This is a genomic window from Kitasatospora indigofera (assembly GCF_014655955.1).
GTDB lineage: Bacteria > Actinomycetota > Actinomycetes > Streptomycetales > Streptomycetaceae > Kitasatospora > Kitasatospora indigofera.
Genome location: NZ_BNBO01000005.1, coordinates 175,869 through 200,504 on the forward strand (window position 1 = coordinate 175,869; position 24,636 = coordinate 200,504).

The 24,636-nt window shown below is 75.2% G+C and carries 21 protein-coding genes; 5 read left to right on the plus strand and 16 right to left on the minus strand.

Features of this window, described 5'->3' with window-relative positions:
* Window positions 1–1,641: an ATP-binding protein gene (locus IE329_RS07445; protein ID WP_190210011.1), complete on the plus strand. Its 1,641-nt coding sequence runs from the start codon at window positions 1–3 to the stop codon at window positions 1,639–1,641.
* Window positions 1,642–1,667: 26 nt separating this feature from the next.
* Here IE329_RS07445 and IE329_RS07450 read toward each other — a convergent pair whose 3' ends face one another.
* From IE329_RS07450 to IE329_RS07510, 14 genes are all read right to left on the minus strand, one after another.
* Window positions 1,668–2,729, minus strand: coding sequence for an SCO2583 family membrane protein (locus tag IE329_RS07450; protein WP_190210012.1), 1,062 nt, complete (start codon window positions 2,727–2,729; stop codon window positions 1,668–1,670).
* Window positions 2,730–2,814: 85 nt separating this feature from the next.
* On the minus strand, window positions 2,815–3,426 hold the full coding sequence (locus IE329_RS07455) for an SCO2584 family spore wall biosynthesis protein (protein WP_190210013.1): 612 nt from the start codon (window positions 3,424–3,426) through the stop codon (window positions 2,815–2,817).
* 78 nt (window positions 3,427–3,504) lie between these two features.
* Window positions 3,505–4,827, minus strand: coding sequence for a glutamate-5-semialdehyde dehydrogenase (locus IE329_RS07460; RefSeq protein WP_190210014.1), 1,323 nt, complete (start codon window positions 4,825–4,827; stop codon window positions 3,505–3,507).
* 152 nt (window positions 4,828–4,979) lie between these two features.
* A complete protein-coding gene (locus IE329_RS07465; RefSeq protein WP_190210015.1) occupies window positions 4,980–5,525 on the minus strand; it encodes a hypothetical protein in 546 nt (181 codons plus the stop codon).
* A gap of 128 nt (window positions 5,526–5,653) precedes the next feature.
* Window positions 5,654–6,790 carry a glutamate 5-kinase gene (proB, locus tag IE329_RS07470; protein ID WP_190210016.1) on the minus strand — a complete coding sequence of 379 codons (1,137 nt, stop codon included), beginning with the start codon at window positions 6,788–6,790 and terminating at the stop codon, window positions 5,654–5,656.
* A gap of 221 nt (window positions 6,791–7,011) precedes the next feature.
* The gene (gene obgE / locus IE329_RS07475; RefSeq protein WP_190210017.1) at window positions 7,012–8,493 is read right to left on the minus strand and encodes a GTPase ObgE; all 1,482 of its coding nucleotides are present in this window, start codon (window positions 8,491–8,493) and stop codon (window positions 7,012–7,014) included.
* A 143-nt stretch (window positions 8,494–8,636) separates the two neighbouring features.
* Complete coding sequence (gene rpmA / locus IE329_RS07480) at window positions 8,637–8,894, minus strand: 50S ribosomal protein L27 (protein WP_057238555.1); 258 nt, start codon at window positions 8,892–8,894, stop codon at window positions 8,637–8,639.
* Window positions 8,895–8,910: 16 nt separating this feature from the next.
* Window positions 8,911–9,225 carry a 50S ribosomal protein L21 gene (gene rplU / locus IE329_RS07485; protein WP_073927817.1) on the minus strand — a complete coding sequence of 105 codons (315 nt, stop codon included), beginning with the start codon at window positions 9,223–9,225 and terminating at the stop codon, window positions 8,911–8,913.
* Window positions 9,226–9,484: 259 nt separating this feature from the next.
* Complete coding sequence (locus IE329_RS07490) at window positions 9,485–13,093, minus strand: Rne/Rng family ribonuclease (protein ID WP_190210018.1); 3,609 nt, start codon at window positions 13,091–13,093, stop codon at window positions 9,485–9,487.
* A gap of 394 nt (window positions 13,094–13,487) precedes the next feature.
* Window positions 13,488–14,288: a TIGR03936 family radical SAM-associated protein gene (locus IE329_RS07495; RefSeq protein WP_190210019.1), complete on the minus strand. Its 801-nt coding sequence runs from the start codon at window positions 14,286–14,288 to the stop codon at window positions 13,488–13,490.
* A gap of 214 nt (window positions 14,289–14,502) precedes the next feature.
* Window positions 14,503–15,801: a hypothetical protein gene (locus IE329_RS07500; RefSeq protein WP_190210020.1), complete on the minus strand. Its 1,299-nt coding sequence runs from the start codon at window positions 15,799–15,801 to the stop codon at window positions 14,503–14,505.
* A gap of 194 nt (window positions 15,802–15,995) precedes the next feature.
* Window positions 15,996–17,924: a TIGR03960 family B12-binding radical SAM protein gene (locus IE329_RS07505; protein WP_190210021.1), complete on the minus strand. Its 1,929-nt coding sequence runs from the start codon at window positions 17,922–17,924 to the stop codon at window positions 15,996–15,998.
* Window positions 17,925–18,038: 114 nt separating this feature from the next.
* A complete protein-coding gene (locus IE329_RS40350; RefSeq protein ID WP_229927239.1) occupies window positions 18,039–18,401 on the minus strand; it encodes an SGNH/GDSL hydrolase family protein in 363 nt (120 codons plus the stop codon).
* Complete coding sequence (locus IE329_RS07510) at window positions 18,356–19,081, minus strand: SGNH/GDSL hydrolase family protein (RefSeq protein WP_229927240.1); 726 nt, start codon at window positions 19,079–19,081, stop codon at window positions 18,356–18,358. Before IE329_RS07510 ends, IE329_RS40350 begins: the two co-directional genes overlap by 46 nt.
* Before the next feature lie 116 nt (window positions 19,082–19,197).
* Between IE329_RS07510 and IE329_RS07515 the strand changes: the two genes are divergently transcribed.
* Both IE329_RS07515 and IE329_RS07520 read left to right on the plus strand, forming a co-directional pair.
* On the plus strand, window positions 19,198–19,851 hold the full coding sequence (locus tag IE329_RS07515; protein ID WP_190210022.1) for a nitroreductase family protein: 654 nt from the start codon (window positions 19,198–19,200) through the stop codon (window positions 19,849–19,851).
* Window positions 19,852–20,025: 174 nt separating this feature from the next.
* Window positions 20,026–20,346 (plus strand): ArsR/SmtB family transcription factor, encoded by a 321-nt coding sequence (locus tag IE329_RS07520; RefSeq protein ID WP_190210023.1) that lies wholly within the window; start codon window positions 20,026–20,028, stop codon window positions 20,344–20,346.
* On the opposite strand, the gene IE329_RS07525 is transcribed toward IE329_RS07520, so the two are convergent.
* Complete coding sequence (locus IE329_RS07525; RefSeq protein WP_190210024.1) at window positions 20,343–21,626, minus strand: hypothetical protein; 1,284 nt, start codon at window positions 21,624–21,626, stop codon at window positions 20,343–20,345. The genes IE329_RS07520 and IE329_RS07525 overlap by 4 nt on opposite strands.
* A 56-nt stretch (window positions 21,627–21,682) precedes the next feature.
* Window positions 21,683–22,807: a HesA/MoeB/ThiF family protein gene (locus IE329_RS07530; RefSeq protein ID WP_229927241.1), complete on the minus strand. Its 1,125-nt coding sequence runs from the start codon at window positions 22,805–22,807 to the stop codon at window positions 21,683–21,685.
* A gap of 142 nt (window positions 22,808–22,949) precedes the next feature.
* On the opposite strand from IE329_RS07530, the gene IE329_RS07535 reads away from it, so the two are divergent.
* A complete protein-coding gene (locus IE329_RS07535; protein ID WP_190210025.1) occupies window positions 22,950–23,093 on the plus strand; it encodes a hypothetical protein in 144 nt (47 codons plus the stop codon).
* 104 nt (window positions 23,094–23,197) lie between these two features.
* Window positions 23,198–24,496: a M14 family zinc carboxypeptidase gene (locus IE329_RS07540; RefSeq protein ID WP_190210026.1), complete on the plus strand. Its 1,299-nt coding sequence runs from the start codon at window positions 23,198–23,200 to the stop codon at window positions 24,494–24,496.
* Window positions 24,497–24,636 lie beyond the last annotated feature (140 nt).

Here is a 24,636-nt window from a genome sequence, read left to right on the forward strand (position 1 = left end):
ATGCACACCGGCCGGAGCCGCACCGGCCCGGGCCGCGACGGTCCGTCGCGACCGTGGCACCGCACCTCCGTCCGGACGAGGGCGGCGGCCGGGGCCGCCCTGGCCTCGCTGGCGGCCTTCGGCCTGGCCGGCGTCTGGGTCGGCGGCGCCGTCCACGACCAGTGGACGGCGCTCGCCCGGAAGCAGGCCGAGCAGGACATCGTCACCCTGACCAACGACATCACGCTCAGCCTGCCCGGGGAGGGCGAGGAGACCAAGGCGTCGATCCTGCTGATGCTGGCCGACGGCACCCTGGTCCGGCCGGTCCGGCCACCCGACGAGGGCAAGGTCGTCCAGATGCACAGCGAGCGCTGGTTCCACCAGAACACCCTGCTGGAGGAGTACACCGGCACACCGGCCCTCCCGTTCCCCGGGCTCACCCCCTACCCCCAGGACGTCTCCGCGGGGCACGGCGAGACCCTCACCGTCCGGCTCCCCGACCGGCCCCGCTCCCCGCACGACGAACTGAACGGCCCCGCCCTCGACGGCCGCCGGGTCACCCTGCTGAAGCGGGTGACCGACCCCGCCTCCACCGAGGCCCTGGAGCACTTCACCGGCATCGGCGGGCTGCCTGAGCAGCGGGTCACCGTCTTCCTGCTGGTCGACCCGACCGCCGCCGACCAGGCAGCCGCCCGGATCACCACCATCTTCGTCCGGTACGTCGCCCCGGGCGCCGTACTGTTCACCGCGCTGGTCGCCTGGTGGGTCACCGGCCTGGCCCTGCGGCCGGTGGAAAGCATCCGCCGCCGGATGGCCCGGATCGGGGACGGTGCTTTTCACGAGCGGGTGCCGGTGCCGCCCGCCGGGGACGGCATCACCCGGCTGGCGGTCACCACCAACGCCACCCTGGACCGCCTGGAACTCGCGCTGAACGAGCAGCGCCGGCTGGTCTCCGACGCCTCCCACGAGCTGCGCAGCCCGCTCGCCGCCCTGCGCAGCTCGCTGGAGGTCCCGCTCGCGCACCCGGCGGGGGCCGACTGGCCGCAGGTGGTGCGGGAGGCGCTGGCGGACACCGGCCGGCTGCAACTGCTCACCGACGACCTGCTGCTGCTCGCCGCCACCGACGAGCGGCACCCCGCCGGCCCGCGGCCTCGGGTGGACCTCTCCGACGTGGTGGCGGAACAGCTGGCCGAGCTGGCGCACCTGGCCGCCGGCGGCCCCGCGTACACCGCCGGCACGCTGGACCAGGCACTCGTCGAAGGCAGTGAGATCCTGCTCGGCCGGCTGGTGCGAAACCTGCTCGACAACGCGTCCCGGCACGCCGCCGGTGCCGTCGCGGCCTCCGTCGTCCGGGCCGGCGACCGGGTCGAACTGACGGTGACCGACGACGGGCCGGGGATCGCGCCCGAGGACCGCGAGCGGGTCTTCGACCGATTCGTGCGGCTCGACGCCGCCCGTGACCGGGCCGACGGAGGTGGTGGCCTCGGCCTGTCGCTGGTGCGCTCGATCACCGGCAACCTGGGCGGGACGGTGGCCTTCACCGACCCGCCGGCCGGCACCGGTGCCCGGGTGGTGGTCCGCCTTCCGGCGGCCCGGGGGGACGGCGAGGAGGACGAGGGAGGCGCGGACGGCGCCCGGCAGGTCGCCGGGCGGAGCGGCTGACCACGTCCGCCCGGCCGGGCCGTCGCTCAGGGTGCGGCGAGGACGCCGCACTGCTGCCAGGCCGGGGCGGCCCGGTCGGCCGGGTCCACGGCGGGCGGGGCGGGCGGCGCGGTGCCGCCGGGGGTGGCCATGACCGGCTGGAGGAAGGTGGTCTGCGGGGTGCCGCAGGCCGTCGGGCCGGTCTGCACGACCGCGTCGACCAGCCTCAGCTGCGCGACCGCGATGTCACCGCGGTCGAACTCCATCCGCAGCTCCCGGCGGACGCTCAGCAGGGTGACCGGGCCGGTGGCCGGCCCGTCCGCCGCCCGCAGCGCGTAGACGAAGGTGTGGTCGGTGGTGATCTGCAGGGCGCCGTTCTCCGCCTCGTCGATCCGCATGCTGCCGGCCACCTTGACCGTGTCGGCGGCGAGCGCGATCTTCGACGGGTCGAACCTGACCATCCAGCCGGTGGCCGCGTGGTGCTGGTCGTCGCGCGGAGTGGTCACGCTCTGGTCGAACTGCACCTGCTCACCGGTCGTGACGAAGGCGCGGACGTCCGTGGTCACCCCCTGCACCAGCGTCCTGGGGGCGAGCGCGGAGGCCACCAGGTACCGCTGCGCGGTGTCCAGCGCCCGGGTCACCTCGACCCGGGTGTAGTGCGCCGTGGCGGCCCCGGCCGGGACGCCCAGGCCGGCACTGCCGTCCGCGTACCCCGCGGGCAGCCCGGCGAACGGCGCGGCCGGGTCGGCGACCGGCTGCACCGGCGAAGTCGGACTGAGCGCGACCAGGCTGACGGTGAGTTGACTGCCGGCCGGCTCCGCGCCCGGCCTGCCCGGTGAACTGATGCCGAAGTAGACGGCGGCCGCGAAGGCCACCACGATCAGCAGCAGCAGGGCGACCGCCTGGCGCGGCACCGTGCCCAGCCCGCCGAAGCCGATCCGGGGCCGGGTCGCGCGGCCGAAACCACCGCTGAGCCGCTCGCGCGCCGAGAGCTCCTGGATCCGGGCAGCCCGGACGAACGACTCGTCGAAGACGACGGATCGGTACTCGTCCTCGTTCCCAGAACCGCCCTCGGGTACACCCTCAGGAGGCTCTCGCGGGTCACCCATACAACCAGGGTAAGGCGCTGCGCCGCGCGCCACGAGGGCTGGCGGACAACTTCTGCGTGACGCTCGGCGACCGGGACAAACCGGGTCAGCCGGCCGGGGCGATCACCGCGAGCGAGGGCTCGGCGGAGGGCGGCAGCGAGGCGCTGCCCGGACTGCTGCTGCCGCTGTCGGGGCGCCGCTGCGAACCGCCGCCGGCCGCGTCGACGCCCTGGTAGACGGCGGCCACCGCGACCGCGACCAGGCCGACCCCCATGATCACGGCGAGGATCCAGGCCACCGGCCGGTGCCAGCGCTGCTGGGCCACCGAGCGGCCGCGGGCGGCCCGCGCCGGGTCGTAGCCCGCGTGGCGGCCCCAGCGGCCGGTGCGGCCCCAGCGGCCCGCCCGGCGCCCGGAGGCCCGGCCGGGGCCCGACCACGGGTCCGGATAGAGCCGGTCGTCGTCCAGCGCGCCCGGGTACGGTCTCAGCTCCAACGGCAGTCCGTCGCCGGCCGGCAGCTCGTAGGCCCAGCCCGGTCCGGCGGTCTCCGGCTCGAAGCGGGCCTCGGCCGCGGCCAGCTGCCGCTCCTTGGCGCTCGGCTCGTGCACGGCCGCGGAACGGACGAAGGCCTCGTCGAACACCACGGTGGCGAACTCGTCGTCCGCACCACCGTGGTCGGCGCCGTCAGGGTACGGAGAGCCCCCCACATCCTCAGCCACGGATTCAGCGTATTACCGGTCGGCCGTTTTGTCTGTGGCTCCTCGCAGTTGGTCCGTCACACGTGTGACGGACGGCGCTCAGACGGCGGCGTCGGAGCCGCCCACGGTCTGCGTGGCCTCGCCCCGGACATGGCCGTCACCAGTGACGATGTACTTGGTGGAGGTCAGCTCGGGCAGGCCCATCGGACCACGGGAGTGCAGCTTCTGGGTGGAGATGCCGATCTCGGCGCCGAAGCCGAACTCACCCCCGTCGGTGAACCGGGTGGAGGCGTTGACCGCGACGGTGGCCGCGTCGACCAGCTGGGTGAAGCGGCGGGCGGCACCCTGCGAGGCGGTGACGATGGCCTCGGTGTGGCCCGAGGACCAGCGGCGGATGTGCGCCACGGCGTCGTCCAGCGAGGGCACCACGGCGGCCGCGATGTCGTAGGAGAGGTACTCGGCCTCCCAGTCGGCGTCGGTGGCGGGCACCACGGTGGCCCCCGTGCCCTCCGCGGCCTTCAGCACCGCGTCGTCCCCGTGCACGGTGACCCCGGCCCCGGCCAGCGCGGCCAGCGCGAGCGGCAGGAAGCTGTCGGCGATGTCCTGGTGGACCAGCAGCGTCTCGGCCGAGTTGCAGACGCTGACCCGCTGGGCCTTGGAGTTCAGCAGGATGCCGACGGCCATCGCCAGGTCCGCCCGGGCGTCGACGTAGACGTGGCAGTTGCCGGTGCCGGTCTCGATCACGGGGACGGTCGAGCCCTCGACCACGGTGCGGATCAGCGAGGCGCCGCCGCGCGGGATCAGCACGTCCACCAGGCCGCGGGCCCGCATCAGCTCGGTCACCGACTCGCGGCCCTCGCCCGGCACCAGCTGGATCACGTCGGCGGGCAGGCCGGCCGCGGCCACCGCGTCGCGCAGCACGGTGGTCAGCGCGGTGTTGGAGCGGTACGCGGAGGCCGAGCCGCGCAGCAGGACGGCGTTGCCGGACTTCAGGCAGAGCGCGGCGGCGTCCACGGTCACGTTGGGGCGGGCCTCGTAGATGATGCCGACCACGCCGAGCGGCACCCGCACCTGGCGCACGTCCAGCCCGTTGGGCAGGGTGTAGCCGCGGACCACCTCGCCGACCGGGTCGGGCAGGCCGGCCACGTCCCGGACGTCGGAGGCGATGGCCGCGATCCGGGCGTCGTCGAGGGTGAGGCGGTCGACCACCGACTCGGCGGTGCCGGCCGCACGGGCCCGGGCGACGTCCTCGGCGTTGGCGGCGGTGATCTCGGCGCTGCGCGCGACCAGGGCGTCCGCGATCGCCAGCAGGGCAGTGTCCTTGGCCCGGCGCGGCAGCGGGGCCAGAGCGGCCGCGGCCTCCCGGGCCCGGCGGGCTGCGGCGATGACGGGACTGTCTGCGGTGGCGAGGTCGCTGGTCATGGCGTAGAGCCTAACGACTGCGGGCCGGCCGCCGGGCGCCGTACCGTCCGATGAGACGGGCCGCGCCGCGGCGTGCTTCCTCCCACGCCCCGGGCGCGGGTCTGCGGGGACGGCCCGGCCGGCGGCCGCGCGCCTCAGCACGGCTGCGCGCCTCAGTACGGCTGCACGCCGCCACCGGGCCGCTGCGGCGGCTCCCCGAAGCCCTCGGCCACCCGCTTGTGGTACGTCGGCCGGTCCACCACCTCCAGCCCGACGATCTCCCAGGGCGGCAGGTTGGCGGTCGCCTTGTGCTCGCCCCACAGCCGCAGCGCGATGGCCGCCGCGTCGTGCAGGTCGCGGGCCTGCTCCCAGTAGCGGATCTCGGCGTGGTCGGCGGCGTAGCGGGCGGTGAGGAAGAACGAGTGGTCGTACGCGAGGCGCTCCAGCCCGGCCCGCAGCTCGGACAGCCCGATGGGCTCGCCGGCCACGCTCAGCACCACGTGCCAGAGCCGGGCCTGGTCCGGTGTCCCGGCCGGGGCGGCGCCGTCGCCGGTGTCCGGGCGCAGCTCCCGCACCGTCTCCAGCGGTTCCGCCGGCGCCGGGCGGCCGGTCGCGGCCGGCCCCTCGGCCGGCTCCGCGGAGCCGCGCCCGCCCGTGATGCTGCTGAGCCTGCGCTCGGCCGTTGCGCCGGGCAGCGCTCCGTCGCGCCTGCGTCCCACCGGCGGCCTCCTGTTCGGCGATGTCGTGTCGTCGTGCGGGCCGCGGCGCCGGCCCGGCGCGTACGGCTGCCCCTCCCTCGCCCGGGACCGGGCGCAGTGCGCCCGCCCACCCCGTGCGGAGCGGCCCGTCAGCCGCGCAGGACCACCAGGTCGTCGCGGTGGACGACCTCGCGCTCGTACGCGGCACCGAACTCCTGGGCCAGGTCACGCGTGGACCGGCCGAGCAGGCGGGGCAACTCCCTCGCATCAAAGTTGACCAGCCCGCGCGCGACGATGTGGCCGTTTTCACCAAGAAGGTCCACCGGATCGCCGGCGGCGAAATCACCGTCGACCTTGGTCACCCCGGCCGGGAGCAGCGAGGCGCCGCCCGAGACCACCGCCTGGACCGCGCCCGCGTCCAGGTGCAGGGCGCCGCGCGGGCTGCTGGCGTGGGCGAGCCAGAGCAGCCGGTCGGCGGTGCGGCTGCCGGTGCGCAGGAACAGCGTGCCGGTGGGCCGTCCGGCGAGCGCGTCGGCGGCCTGGCTGGCGGCGGTCAGCACCACCGGGATGCCCGCCCCGGTGGCGATCCGGGCGGCCTCGACCTTGGTGACCATGCCGCCGGTGCCGACCCCGGCCTTGCCGGCGCTGCCGATCTCGATGCCCTCCAGGTCCTGCCGGCCGCGCACCTCGGCGATCCGGCTGGTGCCGGGGCGGGCCGGGTCGCCGTCGTAGAGGCCGTCCACGTCGGAGAGCAGGATCAGCAGGTCGGCCCGGACCAGGTGGGCGACCAGGGCGGCCAGCCGGTCGTTGTCGCCGAACTTGATCTCGGCGGTGGCGACGGTGTCGTTCTCGTTGACGACCGGCATCGCGCCCATCGCCAGCAGCTGGTCCAGGGTGCGGTAGGCGTTGCGGTAGTGGGCGCGGCGGCTGGCGTCCTCGGCGGTCAGCAGCACCTGGCCGACCCGGATGCCGTACCGGGCGAAGGAGGCGGTGTAGCGGGCCACCAGCAGGCCCTGGCCGACACTGGCGGCGGCCTGCTGACGGGCGAGGTCCGGCGGGCGGCGCTCCAGTCCGAGCGGGGCGAGCCCGGCGGCGATGGCGCCGGAGGAGACCAGCACCACCTCGGGGGCGTCGGGCTGGCTGCGCACCTTGGCGATCGCGTCCACCAGGGCGTCGACCCGGTCGGCGTCCAGGCCGCCGGCGGCGGTGGTGAGTGAGGAGGAGCCGACCTTGACGACGATCCGCCGCGCGGTCAGGACCTCCTCACGGAGTGACTGCTCGCTCATCGCGCTGGTGCCCTTCGCCGTTGCCGGGCGACAGGCGCCCGAGCCTGCCGCTCCCCGCAATCTACGCGATCGGCGGGAGCGGCCCGAACGCCATTTCACCGGCTGGACGAGCCGCCCGGGCCCGGGGCCGGGCGGGGCGGGCGGCGCACTCGCGCCGAGGCGCCCGCCCCCCTCAACGGGTGGCGGGCGCCTCGGTGTTGACCGGCCGTCGGACGGGCCGGTCAGTGGTCGTCGTCGTCGCCCTCGTCGATGGCGCCCGGGCGGCCGCTGGACAGCGCCTCGAAGGCCAGGTACTCGGACTCGGCGGCGTCCCGGCCCTTGGCCTTCTCGCGGCGGCGGTCGACGGCCGGGCGCGGGCTCTCGAAGCGGTGGTCCTCGCCACGGCGGCCGAGCATCTCGGCGCCGGCGGCCATGGTCGGCTCCCAGTCGAAGACGACCGCGTTCTCCTCGGCGCCGATGATGACGGTGTCGCCCTCCTGGGCGCCGACCTTCCAGAGCTTGTCCTCGACACCGAGGCGGGCCAGCCGGTCCGCGAGGTAGCCGACGGCCTCGTCGTTGGAGAAGTCGGTCTGGCGGACCCAGCGCTCGGGCTTGAGGCCCCGCACGCGGTAGGCGCCGTCCTCCTCGGTGACGGTGAAGCCGGCGTCGTCGACGGCGGTCGGCCGCAGCACGATCCGGGTGTTCTCCTCGATCGGCTTGGCGGCCCGGGCCTCGGCGACGATCTGCGCCATCGCGAAGTTCAGCTCGCGCAGGCCCTGGCGGGAGGCGGCGGACACCTCGAAGACGCGGTAGCCGGCCTCCTCCAGGGAGGCGCGGGTGATGTCGGCGAGGTCCTGCCCGTCCGGCACGTCCACCTTGTTGAGGGCGACCAGCCGCGGCCGGTCGTCCAGCCCGCCGTACTGGGACAGCTCGGCCTCGATGGTCTCCAGGTCGGTGAGCGGGTCGCGGCCCGGCTCCAGGGTCGCGCAGTCCAGCACGTGCACCAGGACGGTGCAGCGCTCGACGTGGCGCAGGAACTCCAGGCCCAGGCCCTTGCCCTGGCTGGCGCCCGGGATCAGCCCGGGGACGTCGGCGACGGTGTAGACGGTGTCGCCGGCGGTGACCACGCCGAGGTTGGGGATCAGGGTGGTGAAGGGGTAGTCCGCGATCTTCGGCTTGGCGGCGGAGATCACCGAGATCAGCGAGGACTTGCCGGCGCTCGGGTACCCGACCAGGGCCACGTCGGCGACGGACTTGAGCTCCATGACGATGTCACGGGCCTCGCCGGGCTCGCCCAGCAGCGCGAAGCCGGGGGCCTTGCGGCGGGCGGAGGCGAGCGAGGAGTTGCCGAGGCCGCCGCGGCCGCCGGCGGCGGCGATGAAGCTGGTGCCGTGGCCGACCAGGTCGGCGAGCACGTTGCCCTCGCGGTCCATCACCACGGTGCCGTCCGGCACCGGCAGGACCAGGTCGCCGCCGGTGGAGCCGGTGCGGTGGCCGCCCGCGCCCGGCTTGCCGTTGGTCGCCTTGCGCTTGGGCGAGTGGTGGTACTCCAGCAGGGTGGTGATGCTGGCGTCCACGGTGAGGATGACGCTGCCGCCCTCCCCGCCGTTGCCGCCGTCGGGGCCGCCGAGCGGCTTGAACTTCTCCCGGTGCACGGAGGCGCAGCCGTGGCCTCCGTTACCCGCGGCGACGTGCAGTTCGACGCGGTCCACGAAGGTGGTCATCGGTGTGCCTTCCAGCTAGGAGAAAAATCGGGTCAGAACGGATGAACCGCCCTGGGGTCAAAACCCAGAGGGTGGACCGGAAATTTCCGGTCCACCCTCCAGAATGTCCTACCTTGCACCACGGTGACGTGGCGTCAGGAAGATCAGGCCTCGACGGCCACGATGTTCACGACGCGACGGCCACGGTGGGTGCCGAACTGGACCGCACCGGCGTTCAGCGCGAACAGGGTGTCGTCGCCACCGCGACCGACGCCCGCACCCGGGTGGAAGTGGGTGCCACGCTGGCGGACGAGGATCTCGCCGGCGCTGACGACCTGGCCGCCGAAGCGCTTGACGCCGAGGCGCTGGGCGTTCGAGTCGCGGCCGTTACGGGTAGAGCTTGCGCCCTTCTTGTGTGCCATCTCGCAATCCCCTTACTTACTTCGCGGAGTCGATGCTCGTGATGCGGACGGCGGTGTGGCGCTGGCGGTGACCCTGGCGCCGACGGTAGCCGGTCTTGTTCTTGTAGCGGAGGATGACGATCTTCTCACCCTTGGTGTGGTCGACGACCTCGGCGTGAACCTTCACACCGGCGAGGACCCACGGGTCGGAGGTGACGGCCTCGCCGTCGACAAGCAGGATGGTCGAGAGCTCGACCGAGTCACCCGGCTTGACGTCAACGCGGTCAATCTCCAGCACGTCGCCGATGGCGACCTTGTGCTGGCGGCCGCCGGCGCGAACGATCGCGTACATGCGGTACCTGCTTTCTTTACTCGGTCGGAACTCTCGATGCCAGCCGCCTGGGTACGGACACAGGCGGCCTCCCCCGTCCCCCGAAGGGTCTGGGAGGTGATCTGCTCGGGAGCATGGCGTAGACACGCCGAATGTCAAGAATACGGATCCGCCGCCGCTGGAGCAAACCGGCCCCGCCGCCCCGGAGGGCGGACGCGCGACGGACCCGTACAACGCCCGGCGGGGCGGGCGGCGAACGCCCACCCCGCCGGGCGGCGGACTACTCGGCTGCCGAATCACCCTCGGCGGCCGCGGCCTTCTTGGCCGCCGCGCTCGTCCGCTTGGTGGCGGTCTTGCGGGCGGTGGTCTTCTTCGCCGCTGCCGTGGTGGTCTTCTTGGCGGCGGTCTTCTTCGCGGCGGCCTTGCGCGGGGCCCGCTTCTTCGGCGCGGGCGCCTCCTCGGCGACCCCGTCCTCGGCAGCGGCCTCGGCCTCGGCCTCGACGGCCTCCACCGGCTCGGCGGGGACCTCGACGGGGGCCTCGGCCACCGGCTCGGCCTCCACCGGGGCGGCGGGCGCCTCGGGCTCGGCCTGCGGGGCGGTCTCGGCGGCGGCGAGCGCCGCCTCCATCGCCGCGTCGGCCCGGGCCTGCAGCACCACGATCTCGGCCTCGGCGGGAGCGCCGGCCGGAGCGGTGGCCTTGCGGACCGCCCGGCGGCGGGTACGGCCGCCGGCCGGCGGGGTGGCCGGGATCTCGACCAGGCTCGGACGCTCCTGCGCGGCCGGCTCGGCCTCGACGGGGGCGGCCGGCTCGGTGACCTCGGCCGCCGGGCCCTGCGGAACGTCGATCACGAGCTGCTCGCCGCCCGAGATGATCTCGAACTCCTCGTGCTCGTGGTCGTGGTCGGCGGCCTCGTCGGCCGTCTCCTCGTCCAGCAGGTGCGGCTGCGGCTCCTCGTGGCCCGCGCCGCCCTTGCCCCGGCGGCGGCGCTTGCCGCCGGCGGAGCCGGCCTCGCCCGAGGTGCCCACCGGGCCGCCGCCGCCACCGGGGGCGGTCGGCTGCTCCATGTGCACGATGACGCCGCGGCCGTTGCAGTGCACGCACGGCTCGGAGAAGGACTCCAGCAGGCCCTGGCCGACCCGCTTGCGGGTCATCTGGACCAGGCCCAGCGAGGTGACCTCGGCCACCTGGTGCTTGGTCCGGTCACGGCCCAGGCACTCCAGCAGACGGCGCAGCACCAGGTCCCGGTTGGACTCCAGCACCATGTCGATGAAGTCGATCACGATGATGCCGCCGAGGTCGCGCAGCCGCAGCTGGCGCACGATCTCCTCGGCCGCCTCGATGTTGTTGCGGGTGACGGTCTCCTCGAGGTTGCCGCCCTGGCCCACGAACTTGCCGGTGTTGACGTCGACGACGATCATCGCCTCGGTCCGGTCGATCACCAGCGAACCGCCGCTGGGCAGCCAGACCTTGCGGTCCAGCGCCTTCATCAGCTGCTCGTCGATCCGGTAGGTCGCGAAGACGTCCACGTCGGACGTCCAGCGCTGGAGCCGCTCGGCCAGGTCGGGGGCGACCCCGCCGACGTACTCGTGGATGGTCTTCCACGCCTCGTCGCCGGAGACGATGACCTTGGTGAAGTCCTCGTTGAAGATGTCGCGGACGACCCGGACGGTCATGTCCGGCTCGCCGTAGAGCAGCGCCGGGGCGTTGCCGGTGGCGGCCTTCTTCTGGATCTCCTCCCACTGCGCCTGCAGGCGCTGCACGTCACGCGTCAGCTCGTCCTCGCTGGCGCCCTCGGCGGCGGTGCGCACGATGACGCCCGCGTCCTCGGGGACGATCCGCTTGAGGATCTGCTTCAGGCGGGCCCGCTCGTTCTCGGGCAGCTTGCGGCTGATCCCGGTCATCGAGCCCTCGGGGACGTACACCAGGTAGCGGCCCGGGAGGGAGATCTGGCTGGTCAGGCGGGCGCCCTTGTGGCCGATCGGGTCCTTGGAGACCTGCACCAGCACGGACTGGCCGGACTTCAGCACCGACTCGATCCGGCGCGGGCCGCCGTGGCCGCCCAGCGAACCGAAGTTGACCTCACCGGCGTACAGCACCGCGTTGCGGCCCTTGCCGATGTCGACGAAGGCGGCCTCCATCGACGGCAGCACGTTCTGGACCTTGCCCAGGTAGACGTTGCCGACGTACGAGGTGGCCTGCTCCTTGTTGACGTAGTGCTCGACGAGCACGCCGTCCTCCAGCACGCCGATCTGGGTGCGCTGGCCGTTCTGACGCACGACCATCACCCGCTCGACCGACTCGCGGCGGGCCAGGAACTCGGCCTCGGTGATGATCGGCACCCGGCGGCGGCCCAGCTCGCGGCCCTCACGGCGGCGCTGCTTCTTCGCCTCCAGGCGGGTGGAGCCCTTGATGGACTGCACCTCGTCCGGGTCGAACGACGGCTCGGTGGAACGGCGGCGCGGCTCGCGGACCTTCACGACCGTGCGCACGCCGTCCTCGGCGGAGTCGCTCTCGGCGGGCTCGGCGCCGCTCTCGCCACTGCGGCGACGGCGACGGCGGCGACGGCGCGAGGAGGCCAGGCCCGAGGCCAGGTCGTCGTCCTCGTCCTCCTCCTCGGCGACGGCCGGCTCCTCGGCGGGCTGCTCGGCCGACTCCTGCGTCTCCGGCTCGAACTCCTCGGCCTCGCCACGGCGGCGGCGACGGCCACCCCGGCGGCGGCGACGGGACGGACGGTCGTCCTCCCACTCGCTGTCCTGCTCGGGGCCGGCGGCGACGGGCTCGGGCTCGACGGCCCGGGCCGGCGCGGGAGCCTCCACGGGGGCGGGGGCCGGCGCGGCCGGGGCGGCCTGCTGGACGGGCTGCTGGGCCTGCCGCTCGGCGGCGGCCGGGCGCTGGCGGGACGGCGTCTGCACCCGGACCTGGGTCCGGGTCCGGCGACGACGGCCGACGCCGCTGTACTCGAACTCGTCCTCGTCCTCGGCGGCCGGAGCGGCCGGGGCCTGCTTCGCGGCGGGCGCGGCGACGGGGGCCTGCTTGGCGGCCGGTGCGGCCGCCGGAGCGGCGGCGGGCGCGGCGGCCTGGGCCGGCGCGACGAACGGGGCGGGCTCCTGGAAGACCGGCGCCTGGAAGATCGCGGTGGACGGGCGCACGGCCCGGCGACGGGCCCGCGGCGCGGGCTCGGCCTCCGCCGGCGGGGCGGCCACGGGCGTCGGCTCGGCCACCGGGGCGGCGGCGACCGGCTCCTCGACGACCTCTTCCTCCACCGGCTCCTCGACCGCGGCCGGGGTCTCCTCGACCACGGGGGCGCTCTCCACCACGCGACGGCGGCGGGGGCGGCGGGCGGCCGGGGCCTCCTCCACGGGCTGCTCGGCGGCGGGCTGCTCCGCGACGGGCTCGGCGACCGGCTCGGCGACGGGCTCCGCCACGGGGGCGGCCTCGGCGGCGGGCGCCCCGGCCGGGGCCTCGGCACGCTTGCGGGTCCGGCGGGCCCGGACCGGCTTCTCGGCGGGCGCGGCCTCGGCCGGCGCCTCGACGACCGGCTCGGCGGCCGGAGCGGCGGCCTCGGCCACCGGTGTGACGATGATCTCAGCGGCCTCCGGCGCCCCGGCCGGGGCCTCGGCACGCTTACGGGTCCGGCGGGCCCGGACCGGCTTCTCGGCGGGCGCGGCCTCGGCCGGCGCCTCGGCGACCGGCTCGGCGGCCGGAGCGGCGGCCTCGGCGGCCGGAACCACGGTCTCGGCGCCCTCGCCGGCCGTGCTCTGCGGTGCGCCCGCCGGGCGGGACACGGCACGGCGACGGCGACGCGGCGGCGCCGCGGACGTCCCCTCGGTGCCGGCTTCGTTGTCTCCCGCGGCAGCGGGCTGCTGCGGATCGGTGTTATCGAGCATGCGGGTGGATCTCCCGTCAGGCCCCCGGGCTCCGCATCGGGCACGGTGCGGCACCGGTGGCCGGCCGGCATCCTCACGGATGCCCCTGCCGGACCTTCCTCGGTGCCACCGTGCGGACGCGAGGCCGCACAGGAGCTCGTAGTCTCGCTCGGCGCCCCGCACAGTTGCGGGGTGTCGAAAGTCTTCTGGTCTGACCAGTCTTCTCAGGTGTTCCCAAGCTGCGCCGTCCCCCAACCCCGGGTGGCTCCCGGAAGGGGTCCTCGGGCCCGCCGACCATCGGGGTCGGCGGGCCGCAAGGGGCCGGCCTGTGCTTCGACGACGCTCGCTCCCCTGGGGAGCCGCGGGGGCCTGGAGCGCCAGACGGTCCAGTTGTCCTGGACCCGGCCTCCGCCCGCTAGGCGGACGCGGTTGCGCGCGGCCCAGCAGCCTCTACAGGGCCGGCCGGGGCCGCGGCGCGGTCGAGCGCCAGCGGGTCGGTCACCGTGCCGGTCCCCTCGTCGAGCGGCCCCTGCGCCAGCCTGGTCACCTCAGCGGGGACCGGCGGCGCCAGGTCGGCCGTCGCACGGAGACCGGACAAAACGTCGTCGGGTCGTACGGCGGGTGTGGCGTGTCGTACTACCAGGCGCAGTATCGCACAGGGACGGGCCGTCCGAACATCGGACTCCCCCTCCAGGTGCCCGTCCGGACCATTTCCCACCTGCGGCGCGACGATTTCGAGCGCCGCCACCGGGCCGCGCGCGTCGAAGCGGCGGACCCCGTTCTTGGTCAGGCGTTCGACCTCGACCTGCTCGGCGGCGAGGAACAGCGCGACCGCGCGGGCGGCCTCGTCCTGCTCCACCCCGTCCAGCCGGACCAGCCACTCGGAGGCCTCCAGGCGCTCCACGAAGTTCGGGGTGCGGACCTCGACGGCGTCGATGATGTCCAGCCCGGCCGGCAGCGAGTCGTCGAGCTGCGCACGCAGCTGCTCCGGGTCGCGGACGGCGGCCAGGCCGATCTCCAGGTACTCCGCCTCGCTGGCCACCCCGGTGGGGGCGGCGTTGGCGTACGAGACCTTGGGGTGCGGCGTGAAGCCGGCCGAGTAGGCCATCGGGACGGCCGAGCGGCGCAGCGCGCGCTCGAAGGCGCGCTGGAAGTCACGGTGGCTGGTGAAGCGCAGCCGGCCGCGCTTGGTGTAGCGGAGACGGATGCGCTGCACCGTCGGCGCGGGCGGCGGACCGTCGGGCGTACGGCGTGCCAGGTCGCTCAGTCCTTAGTCAGTGTCCCCGTCCGGCCGCGCGCGCTGGCCCGGCCCGGACTCTGTCGTACCAAAGGGTACGCGCCCGGCGGGCCCTCGTGCTCCGCCCCTGGTCAGAAGCCTGACCGGGAGCGAAGCCGCAGGCCGGAAGCCGTCAGCCGTCAGCCGTCAGCCGTCAGCCGGTCAACGAGCGCCGGACCTCACGGATCGTCTCGCGCACCGAGCGCCGGACCTCCCCGATCGTCTCGCGCGCCGTCCGCAGGGCCCGGCGCAGCTCCTCCTTGACCGGCCACCACACCTCCCGCCGGACCCACCGGCACGGCCGCACCACCGCGAACCGCCAGATCCGCCCGCCGAGGCGCCAGGCCCGCAGGGCGGCCCGGCCCAGCTCCCGCAGCAGCGGGAACAGCAGGACCCGCCAGAGCCACCCGAGCGGGATCAGCAGCAGGTGCTCGACCAGCCACACCAGCGCGGCGGCCGCCGGGCGCAGCACGTACCGGCCCAGCAGCGACAACGGCTGCAGCACCAGGTACTCGGCCAGCCGGGCGGCCGCCGTCAGCAGCAGGCGGACGAGCAGCACCAGCCCCCGTCCCACCGCGACGTCCGCCACGATCAGCCACCACCCGGCCGGGGCCAGCACGGACCGGACCAGCCAGGCCGCGGGCCGGACCAGCAGCAGGACGAACAGCCGGGCCGCCAGCCGGGCCGTGGCCACCAGCAGCCGCGCCGCCAGCCCCACCCCGTCGACGGCCAGCCGGACCAGCCCGGCCAGGAGCCGGCGCAGGGCCGCGCCGGACGGGCGCAGCACGTACCGCCACAGCCGACGGGCGGTCCGGACCACCAGCAGCTCGACCAGGCTCCCCAGCCGCCGCCCCAGTGCGAGGCCGAGCCGGCCGAGGGCCTTGCCGGACGGCACCAGCACCGCCCGCACCAGCCAGCCGGCGGGCAGCACCACCACCAGGTCGAAGAGGCGGAACAGCAGCTTGAAGGCGCCGATCACCAGCCGGACCAGCCCCAGCAGGAGCCACTCCACGGCCCGTCCGAGCGGGCGCAGCAGGAAGCGCCCGAGGAAGGTCAGCGCGGGCAGCAGAGCCGTCCGCCAGAGACCGGCGCAGAGCCGGTGCAGCAGGTGCGCCGCCAGCCGTCCGCCCCGGGCCAGCCCCCGGCCCAGCGGTGCCAGCAGGTACCGGTGGAGCGCGACGAACGGCTGCACCAGCAGCCGGTGCAGGCCCCGGCCCGCCGCCCGCCCGGTCCACCCGAGCGCCGCCCCGACCGGGCGGGCCACCAGCACGAGCAGCTCCCAGAGGAACCGCAGCGGCAGGACCACCGCGAACGCGAACACCCGCACCGGCACCCGGACCACCGCGACCAGGCACCCGGCCTGCGCCTGCCGGTCGCCCTCCCCCACGGCCGCCGGCCCGGCCGCGCCCTTCACCAGGCCCACCGCCGGTTCCGGTCTCTCGGATCCCGTCATCTTCCGCCCGCCCCCCGTAGCCCGAACCGGCCCGTCGTCCGCCGACAGGTCATCAGCCCGGCGCGCGCCACGGTGGTTTCGAGAGGGTGATCGTAGTGCAGGGGGCCGTCACCGGAACGTCCCGGAACGGCGGCAGGCCCCGTCGGGAACGACGGGGCCTGCCGGGGCGGGCGGTACCGCCCGCCCGGTGCTGCCTACTTGTTGACCACGGTCAGCGGCAGGAGCTTCACGCCGGTGGGACCGATCTGGATCTCGGTGCTCATCTGAGGACACACGCCACAATCGAAGCACGGCGTCCAGCGGCAGTCGTCGACCTCGACCTCTTCGAGGGCGTCCTGCCAGTCCTCCCAGAGCCAGTCCTTGTCGAGGCCGCTGTCCAGGTGGTCCCAGGGCAGCACCTCCTCGTAGGTGCGCTCGCGGGTGGTGTACCAGTCGACGTCGACGCCGGTGCCGGCCAGGCCCTTCTCGGCGGAGGCCATCCAGCGGTCGTAGCTGAAGTGCTCGCGCCAGCCGTCGAAGCGGCCGCCGTCCTCGTAGACGGCGCGGATCACGGCGCCGATGCGGCGGTCGCCGCGCGAGAGCAGGCCCTCGACGATGCCGGGCTTGCCGTCGTGGTAGCGGTAGCCGATGTTCTTGCCGTACTTGCGGTCGCCGCGGATGGAGTCGCGCAGCTTGGTCAGCCGGGCGTCGGTGTCCTCGGCGGAGAGCTGCGGGGCCCACTGGAAGGGCGTGTGCGGCTTGGGCACGAACCCGCCGATCGAGACGGTGCAGCGGATGTCGTTCTGGCCGGTGACCTCGCGGCCCTTCTGGATGACGTTCTTCGCCATCTCGCCGATCTGCAGCACGTCCTCGTCGGTCTCGGTGGGCAGGCCGCACATGAAGTACAGCTTCACCTGGCGCCAGCCGTTGCCGTAGGCGGTGGAGACGGTGCGGATCAGGTCCTCCTCCGACACCATCTTGTTGATCACCTTGCGGATCCGCTCGCTGCCGCCCTCGGGGGCGAAGGTGAGACCCGAGCGACGGCCGTTGCGGGTCAGCTCGTTGGCGAGGTCGATGTTGAAGGCGTCGACCCGGGTGGACGGCAGCGACAGGCCGATCTTGTCGTCGGTGTAGCGGTCGGCCAGGCCCTTGGCGATGTCGCCGATCTCGGTGTGGTCGGCGCTCGACAGCGAGAGCAGGCCCACCTCCTCGAAGCCGGTGGCCTTCAGCCCGCGCTCGACCATCTCGCCGATGCCGGTGATGCTTCGCTCCCGCACGGGGCGCGTGATCATGCCGGCCTGGCAGAAGCGGCACCCGCGGGTGCAGCCCCGGAAGATCTCGACGGACATCCGCTCGTGCACCGTCTCGGCGAGCGGGACGAGCGGCTGCTTCGGGTAGGGCCACTCGTCGAGGTCCATGACGGTGTGCTTGGAGACCCGCCACGGCACGCCGGCCCGGTTGGGCACGACCCGGGCGATCCGGCCGTCGGCCAGGTACTCGACGTCGTAGAAGCGCGGCACGTAGAACCCGCCGGTCTTCGCCAGGCGCAGCAGCACCTCGTCGCGGCCGCCGGGGCGGCCCTCGGCCTTCCAGGTGCGGATGATCTCGGTCATGTCGAGGACGGCCTGCTCGCCGTCGCCGACGACGGCGCAGTCGATGAAGTCCGCGATCGGCTCGGGGTTGAAGGCGGCGTGGCCGCCGGCGAGCACGATCGGGTCGTCGAGGGTGCGGTCCTTGGCCTCCAGCGGGATGCCGGCGAGGTCGAGGGCGGTGAGCATGTTGGTGTAGCCGAGCTCGGTGGAGAAGGAGAGCCCGAACACGTCGAAGGCCTTGACCGGGCGGTGCGCGTCGACGGTGAACTGCGGCACCCGGTGCTCGCGCATCAGCGCTTCGAGGTCCGGCCAGACGCTGTAGGTCCGCTCGGCGAGCACGCCCTCGCGCTCGTTGAGCACCTCGTAGAGGATCATGACGCCCTGGTTCGGCAGGCCGACCTCGTAGGCGTCGGGGTACATCAGTGCCCAGCGGACGTCGCAGGCGTCCCAGTCCTTGACGGTCGAGTTGAGCTCGCCGCCGACGTACTGGATCGGCTTCTGGACGTGCGGGAGGAGGGCCTCCAGGCGTGGGAAGACCGATTCGACAGTCATGTAACTAGGAACCCTTACGACAGGAACTGGGGTGACCCTCAAGGGTAGCCGAACCGCCGGGGCGTCCGAACGGGCCGAACTCCCGTCCACCGGCGCCCGCCGCCGGGGGCCCGGTCACCGTCCCGGCCGTGGCCGCGGTCCCGGCCCGGCACCCGCGGCGCCCTGCCGGCCGAGCGGGACCGCCCGCAGGTGCGGGGTGACCCGGTCGGCGAGCCGGTGCTCGCCCTCGGGGGTGGGGTGCAGTCCGTCGGCGTAGAGGCCGTCGGCGTCGGCGGCCGGCAGCACGGCGAGGCCGTCCACCAGGTGCAGCCGGGTGTCACCGAGCGACTGGAGGACCCGGACGGCGTCCGCGGTGAGCCGGCGGATCCCGGCCAGGGTGAGGCCGGCGGTGTTCACCAGGTGCTCGCGTTCCACCGAGGGGAGGGCGGTGATCACCGCGATCGCGGTGTCCGGCTGCCCGTCCCGGACGGTCTCCACGAATCCGCAGAGCGCGGAGCCCAGCTGCGGGCGGTGAAGACGCCGCGGATGTAGGCGTTGGTGCCGATCTCCAGGGTGATCAGGTCGGCGGGGGTGTCCCGGACGGCGCGGGCGACCACCGGGTCGAGGTAGGCCTCGCCGGCGAAGCCGAGGTTGCGCAGCCGCCAGCCCTCCCGGGCGGCGATCAGCGCGGTCCAGCTCTCGGAGGGGCCGTGCGGGAACATCGCGTGGGTGAGTGAGCTGCCGTAGGCGATCCAGCGCGGGCCGGTGCGGGCGACCGGCTCCAGGACGCGGTGGCCGGGCAGGCCGACGGCGCGGAGCCTGGTCTCGCTCAGGTGCGGGAGCCAGACCTCGATCTCGTGGGCCGCCCCGGCGGGCCGCAGCGGCAGGGTGAGGCGCTGCGGCCCGCCGGCGAGGTGGGTGCGGTGCAGCAGTTCGCCGTCCCGCCGGACGTCGAGCGGCGCCGGGCCGGTCCCGGCGTCCAGTTCCAGCACCAGTTCGGGGGCGTCGGTGCGGACGGCGAACCGGGCACCGGCGGGCAGCCGGGCGAGCCGCGCGAAGTTGGCGGACAGTGTGGTCGCGATCCGCTGCTGGGGGATGCGCAGGGGCAGCAGGCCGGCCGGTCCGCGCTCCCAGCCGCTGATGCCGTCCCAGGAGAGCCGGGGGTCGTCGGGGTGCATCTCGTCACGCCCTTCACAGTCTGTTTCGAGTGTTCTATGGTTTTCGAACCATAGAAAATGCACAACCGCTTTGACAACAACGGCTTCTGACGCTGACTCACCGGGGGAGACGATCCTTGAGCGGTCTCGAACTGTCCGCCGACGACCTGCTGACCACCACCCGCGCGGTGCGCCGACGGCTCGACCTCGGCCGGCCGGTGGCACGTGAACTCATCGAGGAATGCCTGGAGTTGGCCACCCAGGCACCCACCGGCCGGAACCGGCAGCGGTGGGACTTCGTGATCGTCACCGACCCCGCCCGGCGGGCCGCCCTCGCCGACCTGTACCGCCTGGGGCTGGTCAGCCCCCGCCAGCGGGTCGCCCGCACCGGCGTCGACCGGACCGCGCACGACACCGCCCGGCGGCTGCGGATGGCGGACAGCGCCCAGCACCTCTTCGACCACCTGCACGAGGTGCCGGTCCTGGTGGTGCCCTGCGTACGGGTCGAGGACCGGCAGGAGACGGCGACGCCGGTCGGCCAGGCCAACACCTGGGGGTCCGTCCTCCCGGCCGTCTGGCAGTTCATGCTGGCCGCGCGCTCGCGCGGGCTCGGCACCGCCTGGACCACCCCGCACCTGCACTACGAACGGGAGGCCGCCGCACTCCTCGGCATCCCGTACGAGACCACCGTGCAGGCGGCGTTGGTCCCGCTGGCCCACACCATCGGCACCGACTTCCGGCGGGGGCCCAGGGTCGGCACCGAGCAGATCGCGCACTGGGACTCCTGGTAGCCGCCGGGCGGCCGGAGGGACCCCGGGGCCGGGCCGTAGAATCACCCGCGCCGGGCGGCCGCCCGCCGGCCACCTCGGAAGGCCAGCACGGCCGGCCACCCGCGGCCGGCGGCATGACCGGACCGTCGGCACGACCGGACCGTCGGCACGACCGGGGCAGGACAGGAGACCGCAGTGCGCATCCCCAGCCATCCGGCCCGCCGGGACATCCAGCTCTCCGGCGTCTTCCACGCCCTGAGCGACCCGGCCAGGCTGGCCATCGTGGCGCAGCTCGGCGCGGACGGCGAGCGGTACTGCAGCGAACTGGACGTCCGGCTCTCCAAGTCGACCCTGTCGCACCATCTCAAGGTGCTGCGCGAGGCCGGGGTGACCTGGACCAGGATCGACGGCACCAGGCGGCTGACGGCACTGCGCCGGGACGACCTGGACGCCCTGTTCCCCGGCCTGCTGCCGGCCGTCCTCGGGGCCGCCGCGCAGCCGGCCGGCGGCGCTTAGGGCCTGCCCGGCGGCGGTTGCGAGCCGGGGCGGGGGCGGGAGCGGCGACGAGCGGGGCTGCCGCGGGAGCGCCGGCGCTCGCGGCGGCGGGTGAGCAGCCAGAGCACCTGGGTGCCGCCCAGCACCAGCAGGACCACGGCGGCGTCGAGCCTGCTGGTGAGCGGCCGGCCGGGGCCGAGGCCGGCCGCGGCGTGCGCGAGCAGCGCGAGGTCGGCGGGGAGGGTGACGCCGAGCAGTCCGGCGAGGGCCAGGACGCAGCCGAGGGCGAGCACGGCGCTGTACGCCCGGACGACGCGGCGTTCCCCGGCCGGCAGGCCACGGCTGGGGTCGGCCGGGCCCGGTCCGGTCCGGCGGCGCAGCCGGTGGGCGGTGCGCCCGGCGAGGTGGCGGGCGTAGGCGGCGCCGTCGCCGTGCAGGTCACGGCAGTGCGCGAGGTCCTGGAGGACGAAGTAGAGGTCGGTGCGCAGGAAGACCATGGCCTGGAACGGGATCTGCAGCAGGGAGAGCAGGGCCAGCGCGGTGAGTGCCCGGGCCGGGCCGCCGGCCGGGTCCGCGGGCAGCAGCGCGGCCGGCAGCAGGGCGGTGGCGGCGACCGTGAGGTTGACGCCGATGCCGGCCAGGTAGGCGGTCAACCGGTGCCGCCGGGGGGCGAGTTCGATGCCGCTCAGGTCGGTCTGCAGGACGAGGAGGTGCAGCCGGGTGCCGAATCCGATCCGGGCCGGCACACCGGCCGCGCGGGCCGCCGCGAGGTGCCCGGCCTCGTGCAGCAGGACGAGCAGCCAGGAGACCAGCAGGGCGGAGCCCAGGACCAGGCTGCCGTGCGGACTCCACAGCAGGTCGCGGTAGCCGGGCAGCGGCCGGGGGCCGAGCAGTACGGCGGCGGCCGCGGCGGCGGTCAGTGCGGCGAGCAGCGGCGGGAGTGCCGGGCTCAGCACCCAGCGGACGTGCCGGGGCCGCAGCCGGGGCAGGGTCGGGCGGGGTGGGGCGGGGGTGCGGACGGGACGGCCGTCGAGTTCGCGGACGAATCCGAGGTCGAGCAGGGTGTGCACGAAGCCGGTCAGGTCGGGGCGCCGGCCGGTGCCGGCGGTGAGGGCCCGCTCGGTCTCGGCGAGGGTGCGGCCCTGTCCGAGCAGCCGCAGGGCCTGTTCGCCGGTGGCGGGCAGGGCGACCACCTCGCCGGTGTCGAGCCGGCCGACGAGCCATTCGTCGCCGTCCTGGCGGGTGGTGAGCCGGTGCAGGCGCAGGGTGCTGGCGGGGGTGAGCGTGGTCGCGGGTGGCACGGCCGGACGGGCCGGGCGGTCCGGGGGCGGGGCCGCCTGCGGGGACCACCCGGCGGTCACCGGCCGGGGCCCGGGTGGTCCCCGCAGGCGGGGCAGTCCGGGCGGCGCGGGGCCTCCTCCAGCACGGGTTCGCCGGGCAGCATCAGGTTGATCCCGAAGCGGCGGCCGGGCACCGGCCGGGGGACCCCGGTGAGCAGGGAGAGGGCGGCGTGCGCCATCAGACTGCCGGAGAGGCCGGCGGTGACGGCGTTGACCGGGTTCCAGGGGCTGGCGGGCAGGCCGGGGGTGTCGGCGCCGGGGGCGAGTCCGAGGTCGCGGTCCGCCCGCTCGGCGGTGTGCAGGCACTCCCAGCAGGCGCCGTCGCCGGGCCGGTAGAGCGCGGCGGTGGCCAGCGGGCCGTGGTAGCCGCCGTCCACCCAGGGGACGCCGGTGGCCAGGCAGGCCTGGTTGGCCCAGCGGCGGATGCCGGCGGGCCGGTCGGCGCAGAGGGCCAGCAGGCCGTAGCGGGCCGGGCCGGCGCCGAGCAGGGCGGTGAGGTCGGCGGGGCCGGTGATCCGGCGGTTCTCGGCGGTGACGGTGATGTCGGTGTTGGCCGCGCGCAGCCTGGCGGCCGCCGCCCCGGCCTTGGGTCTGCCGAGGTCGGCCTCGGTGAAGAGGATCTGCCGGTTGAGGTTGGAGAGGTCCACGGTGTCGAAGTCGACGCAGTGCAGCCGGCCGACGCCGGAGGCGGCGAGGGCCAGGGCGAGGGTGCCGCCGGTGCCGCCGAGGCCGACGACGAGGACGGCGGCCTCCCGGAGCAGCAGTTGGACGTCCCAGCTGCTGCTCCGGGGCGTGCTGTCCATCCAGCGGAGCAGGCCGACGCCACGGCTGTAGCGCTCCCGCTCCCGGGGGCCGAGGGCGGGCGGGGGCGGGGCGTCGGCCTCCTCCAGGAAGCCGGCTTCGGTCAACCGGGCCAGGGCGTCGGCGACCTGGGCGGACCCGACGGCGGGGTGCCGGGCGGTGACGGCCTGCGCGATCCGGTCGGGCGGGCGGGTGCCGTCGGTCAGCGTCGTGAGGGTCCAGACCCAGCCGGCCGGGTCCTCGATCTCCGCGCCGATCCCGTGCACCAGTCCGCCGATCCGGACGTTCCCGGCGGTGGTGCGATAGGCGGTGTGCTCGGGTTTGATCTTCGGCCGTCGCATCGGCGTCACCTCTGGCATTCCCCAACATCCCTTCTGGTTGGCGATGTTGACATGCTCTTCCGGGGCGTGCGGTACTGGCAAGGCCGTCCGGCGCAGCAGCCCGGCCGGCTGCCGGAGGCACCGCCGAGTCCCGGGAGCAGAGATGACGGAACAGCCCGACCAGGCCGCCGCAGCGAGCGAGTACGGGCCGGAGGTGGACGAGCCCGCGGGTGCGCCGGTGGCGATCGTGATCCGCCGGCTGGAGAAGAAGGAGACCACCAACGCGAGCAACTCCACCGGCAACTGAGCCGGTGGTCCGGCCGCGCGGGCCCCGCCCGGCGCGGCCGGACCCGCGCGGCGATGTCGTGCGGGCGTCCGACGGGCCGTCCGCGCCCGTCCCCGGGGAGAGTCATGAGCGACACCGACCGGCCGGCCCGTCCGCGGCCCGGCGCCGACCGCTTTCCGACCGTCGCCCAGGCGGTCGCGGCCGCCCGCCGGCTGGTCCGGCGCCACCCCGGCCGCTGCCGGCTGCGGCAGGTCGGGGTGTCGCGCGGCGGCCGGCCGCTGGTGCTGCTCTCGGTCGGCCACGGCCCCCGGCACGTGCTGGTGGTCGGCGGGCCGCACCCGAACGAGCCGTCCGGGGTGGCGGGAGCGCTGCGGATCGCCCGGGAGGTGCTGGGGCGGCCGGAGCTGGCCGACGGCCGGGGGGTCGGCTGGCACTTCCTGCTCTGCCTGGACCCGGACGGCGCGGCGCTGAACGTCGGCTGGCTGCACGGCCCGCCGACGATGGCCCGGCACTTCGAGCACTTCCACCGCCCGGCCTTCGAGGAGCAGCCGGAGTGGCTGCCGCCGGCCGGGTCGGGCCGGGAGCCGATGCCGGAGACCCGCGCGCTGCTGCGGGTGATCGACGAGTTGCGGCCGTTCCTCCAGGTCTCGCTGCACGGGGTGGACTTCGGCGGCACCTTCCTCCAGCTGACCCGGGGGGTGCCGGGGCTGGCGGCGCGCTTCGCCGGCTCGGCGGCCCGGGCCGGCGTCCCGCTGGACGTGGGGACGTACGACGCCCTCGGCTGGCCGAGTCCGGCGCCGGGGACGTACCTGATGCCGCCGCCGGAGGGCCGGGGCGGGCCTTCCCCGCTGCCGGACGACCCGGCCCGGTCGACCTGGTCCTACCCGGGTCGGTACGGCGGTGTCACCGCGCTGCTGGAGGCGCCGATGTGGGCCGTGGACGCGGTCGGGGACGGTGCGCCGCACGCCGACCCGCGGCGGGCCGTGCACGCGGCCGCGCGGTCGCTGCTGGACGGCACGGAGGAGCTGGCCGGCCTGCTGGAGCGGGTCCGGCGGTACGCGGCGGAGCCGGACGGGCCCGCCGTGCGGTTCGTGGAGTTCAATCTCGGGGTCTGCCCGGGGATGGCCGAGGAGTGGCGGGCCGTGGTGGACGCCCCGGCCGGGGGCGGGCTGTCGGTGTCGCGGGTGACCGGGCTGGAGATCGTCGCCGAGCGGATTCCGCTGCGGGTCTCCGCGGCGCTGCTGCGGCTGCTGGCGGCGGCGGGCGGCGCGGGGGCCGAGCGGCTGCGGGCACGGGTCCGGCAGTTGGTGGAGGAGCACTGCAAGCTGCTGCGGTCGGGCTTCGGGGCCCGCTGGGTGCCGGTCCGTGACCAGGTGGACCATCACGCCCGGAGCGCGGTCGCGGCCTTCGAGTGCCTGGTCTGAACGCCCCCGCCGGCGTGGCCCGCTCCCCCGGCGGCCGGACCGGCCGGGAACGCCCCTCGGAAGAAGAACGGGCGGGAGCACCCGGGGAAGCACGGGCGGGATGCCGGGAGGAAGCACGGGCGGACCGGGCCCGGGACGGC

Coding starts and splice junctions, on each gene's coding strand:
- IE329_RS07460 (WP_190210014.1), bottom strand. CDS start 4,827: ATGACCAGCGACCTCGCCACCGCAGACAGTCCCGTCATCGCCGCAGCC.
- IE329_RS07510 (WP_229927240.1), bottom strand. CDS start 19,081: ATGCACCCCGACGACCCCCGGCTCTCCTGGGACGGCATCAGCGGCTGG.
- IE329_RS07500 (WP_190210020.1), bottom strand. CDS start 15,801: ATGACGGGATCCGAGAGACCGGAACCGGCGGTGGGCCTGGTGAAGGGC.
- rpmA (WP_057238555.1), bottom strand. CDS start 8,894: ATGGCACACAAGAAGGGCGCAAGCTCTACCCGTAACGGCCGCGACTCG.
- IE329_RS07490 (WP_190210018.1), bottom strand. CDS start 13,093: ATGCTCGATAACACCGATCCGCAGCAGCCCGCTGCCGCGGGAGACAAC.
- IE329_RS07505 (WP_190210021.1), bottom strand. CDS start 17,924: ATGACTGTCGAATCGGTCTTCCCACGCCTGGAGGCCCTCCTCCCGCAC.
- rplU (WP_073927817.1), bottom strand. CDS start 9,225: ATGTACGCGATCGTTCGCGCCGGCGGCCGCCAGCACAAGGTCGCCATC.
- obgE (WP_190210017.1), bottom strand. CDS start 8,493: ATGACCACCTTCGTGGACCGCGTCGAACTGCACGTCGCCGCGGGTAAC.
- IE329_RS07530 (WP_229927241.1), bottom strand. CDS start 22,807: ATGCGACGGCCGAAGATCAAACCCGAGCACACCGCCTATCGCACCACC.
- IE329_RS07540 (WP_190210026.1), top strand. CDS start 23,198: ATGAGCGACACCGACCGGCCGGCCCGTCCGCGGCCCGGCGCCGACCGC.
- IE329_RS07535 (WP_190210025.1), top strand. CDS start 22,950: ATGACGGAACAGCCCGACCAGGCCGCCGCAGCGAGCGAGTACGGGCCG.
- proB (WP_190210016.1), bottom strand. CDS start 6,790: ATGAGCGAGCAGTCACTCCGTGAGGAGGTCCTGACCGCGCGGCGGATC.
- IE329_RS07445 (WP_190210011.1), top strand. CDS start 1: ATGCACACCGGCCGGAGCCGCACCGGCCCGGGCCGCGACGGTCCGTCG.
- IE329_RS07450 (WP_190210012.1), bottom strand. CDS start 2,729: ATGGGTGACCCGCGAGAGCCTCCTGAGGGTGTACCCGAGGGCGGTTCT.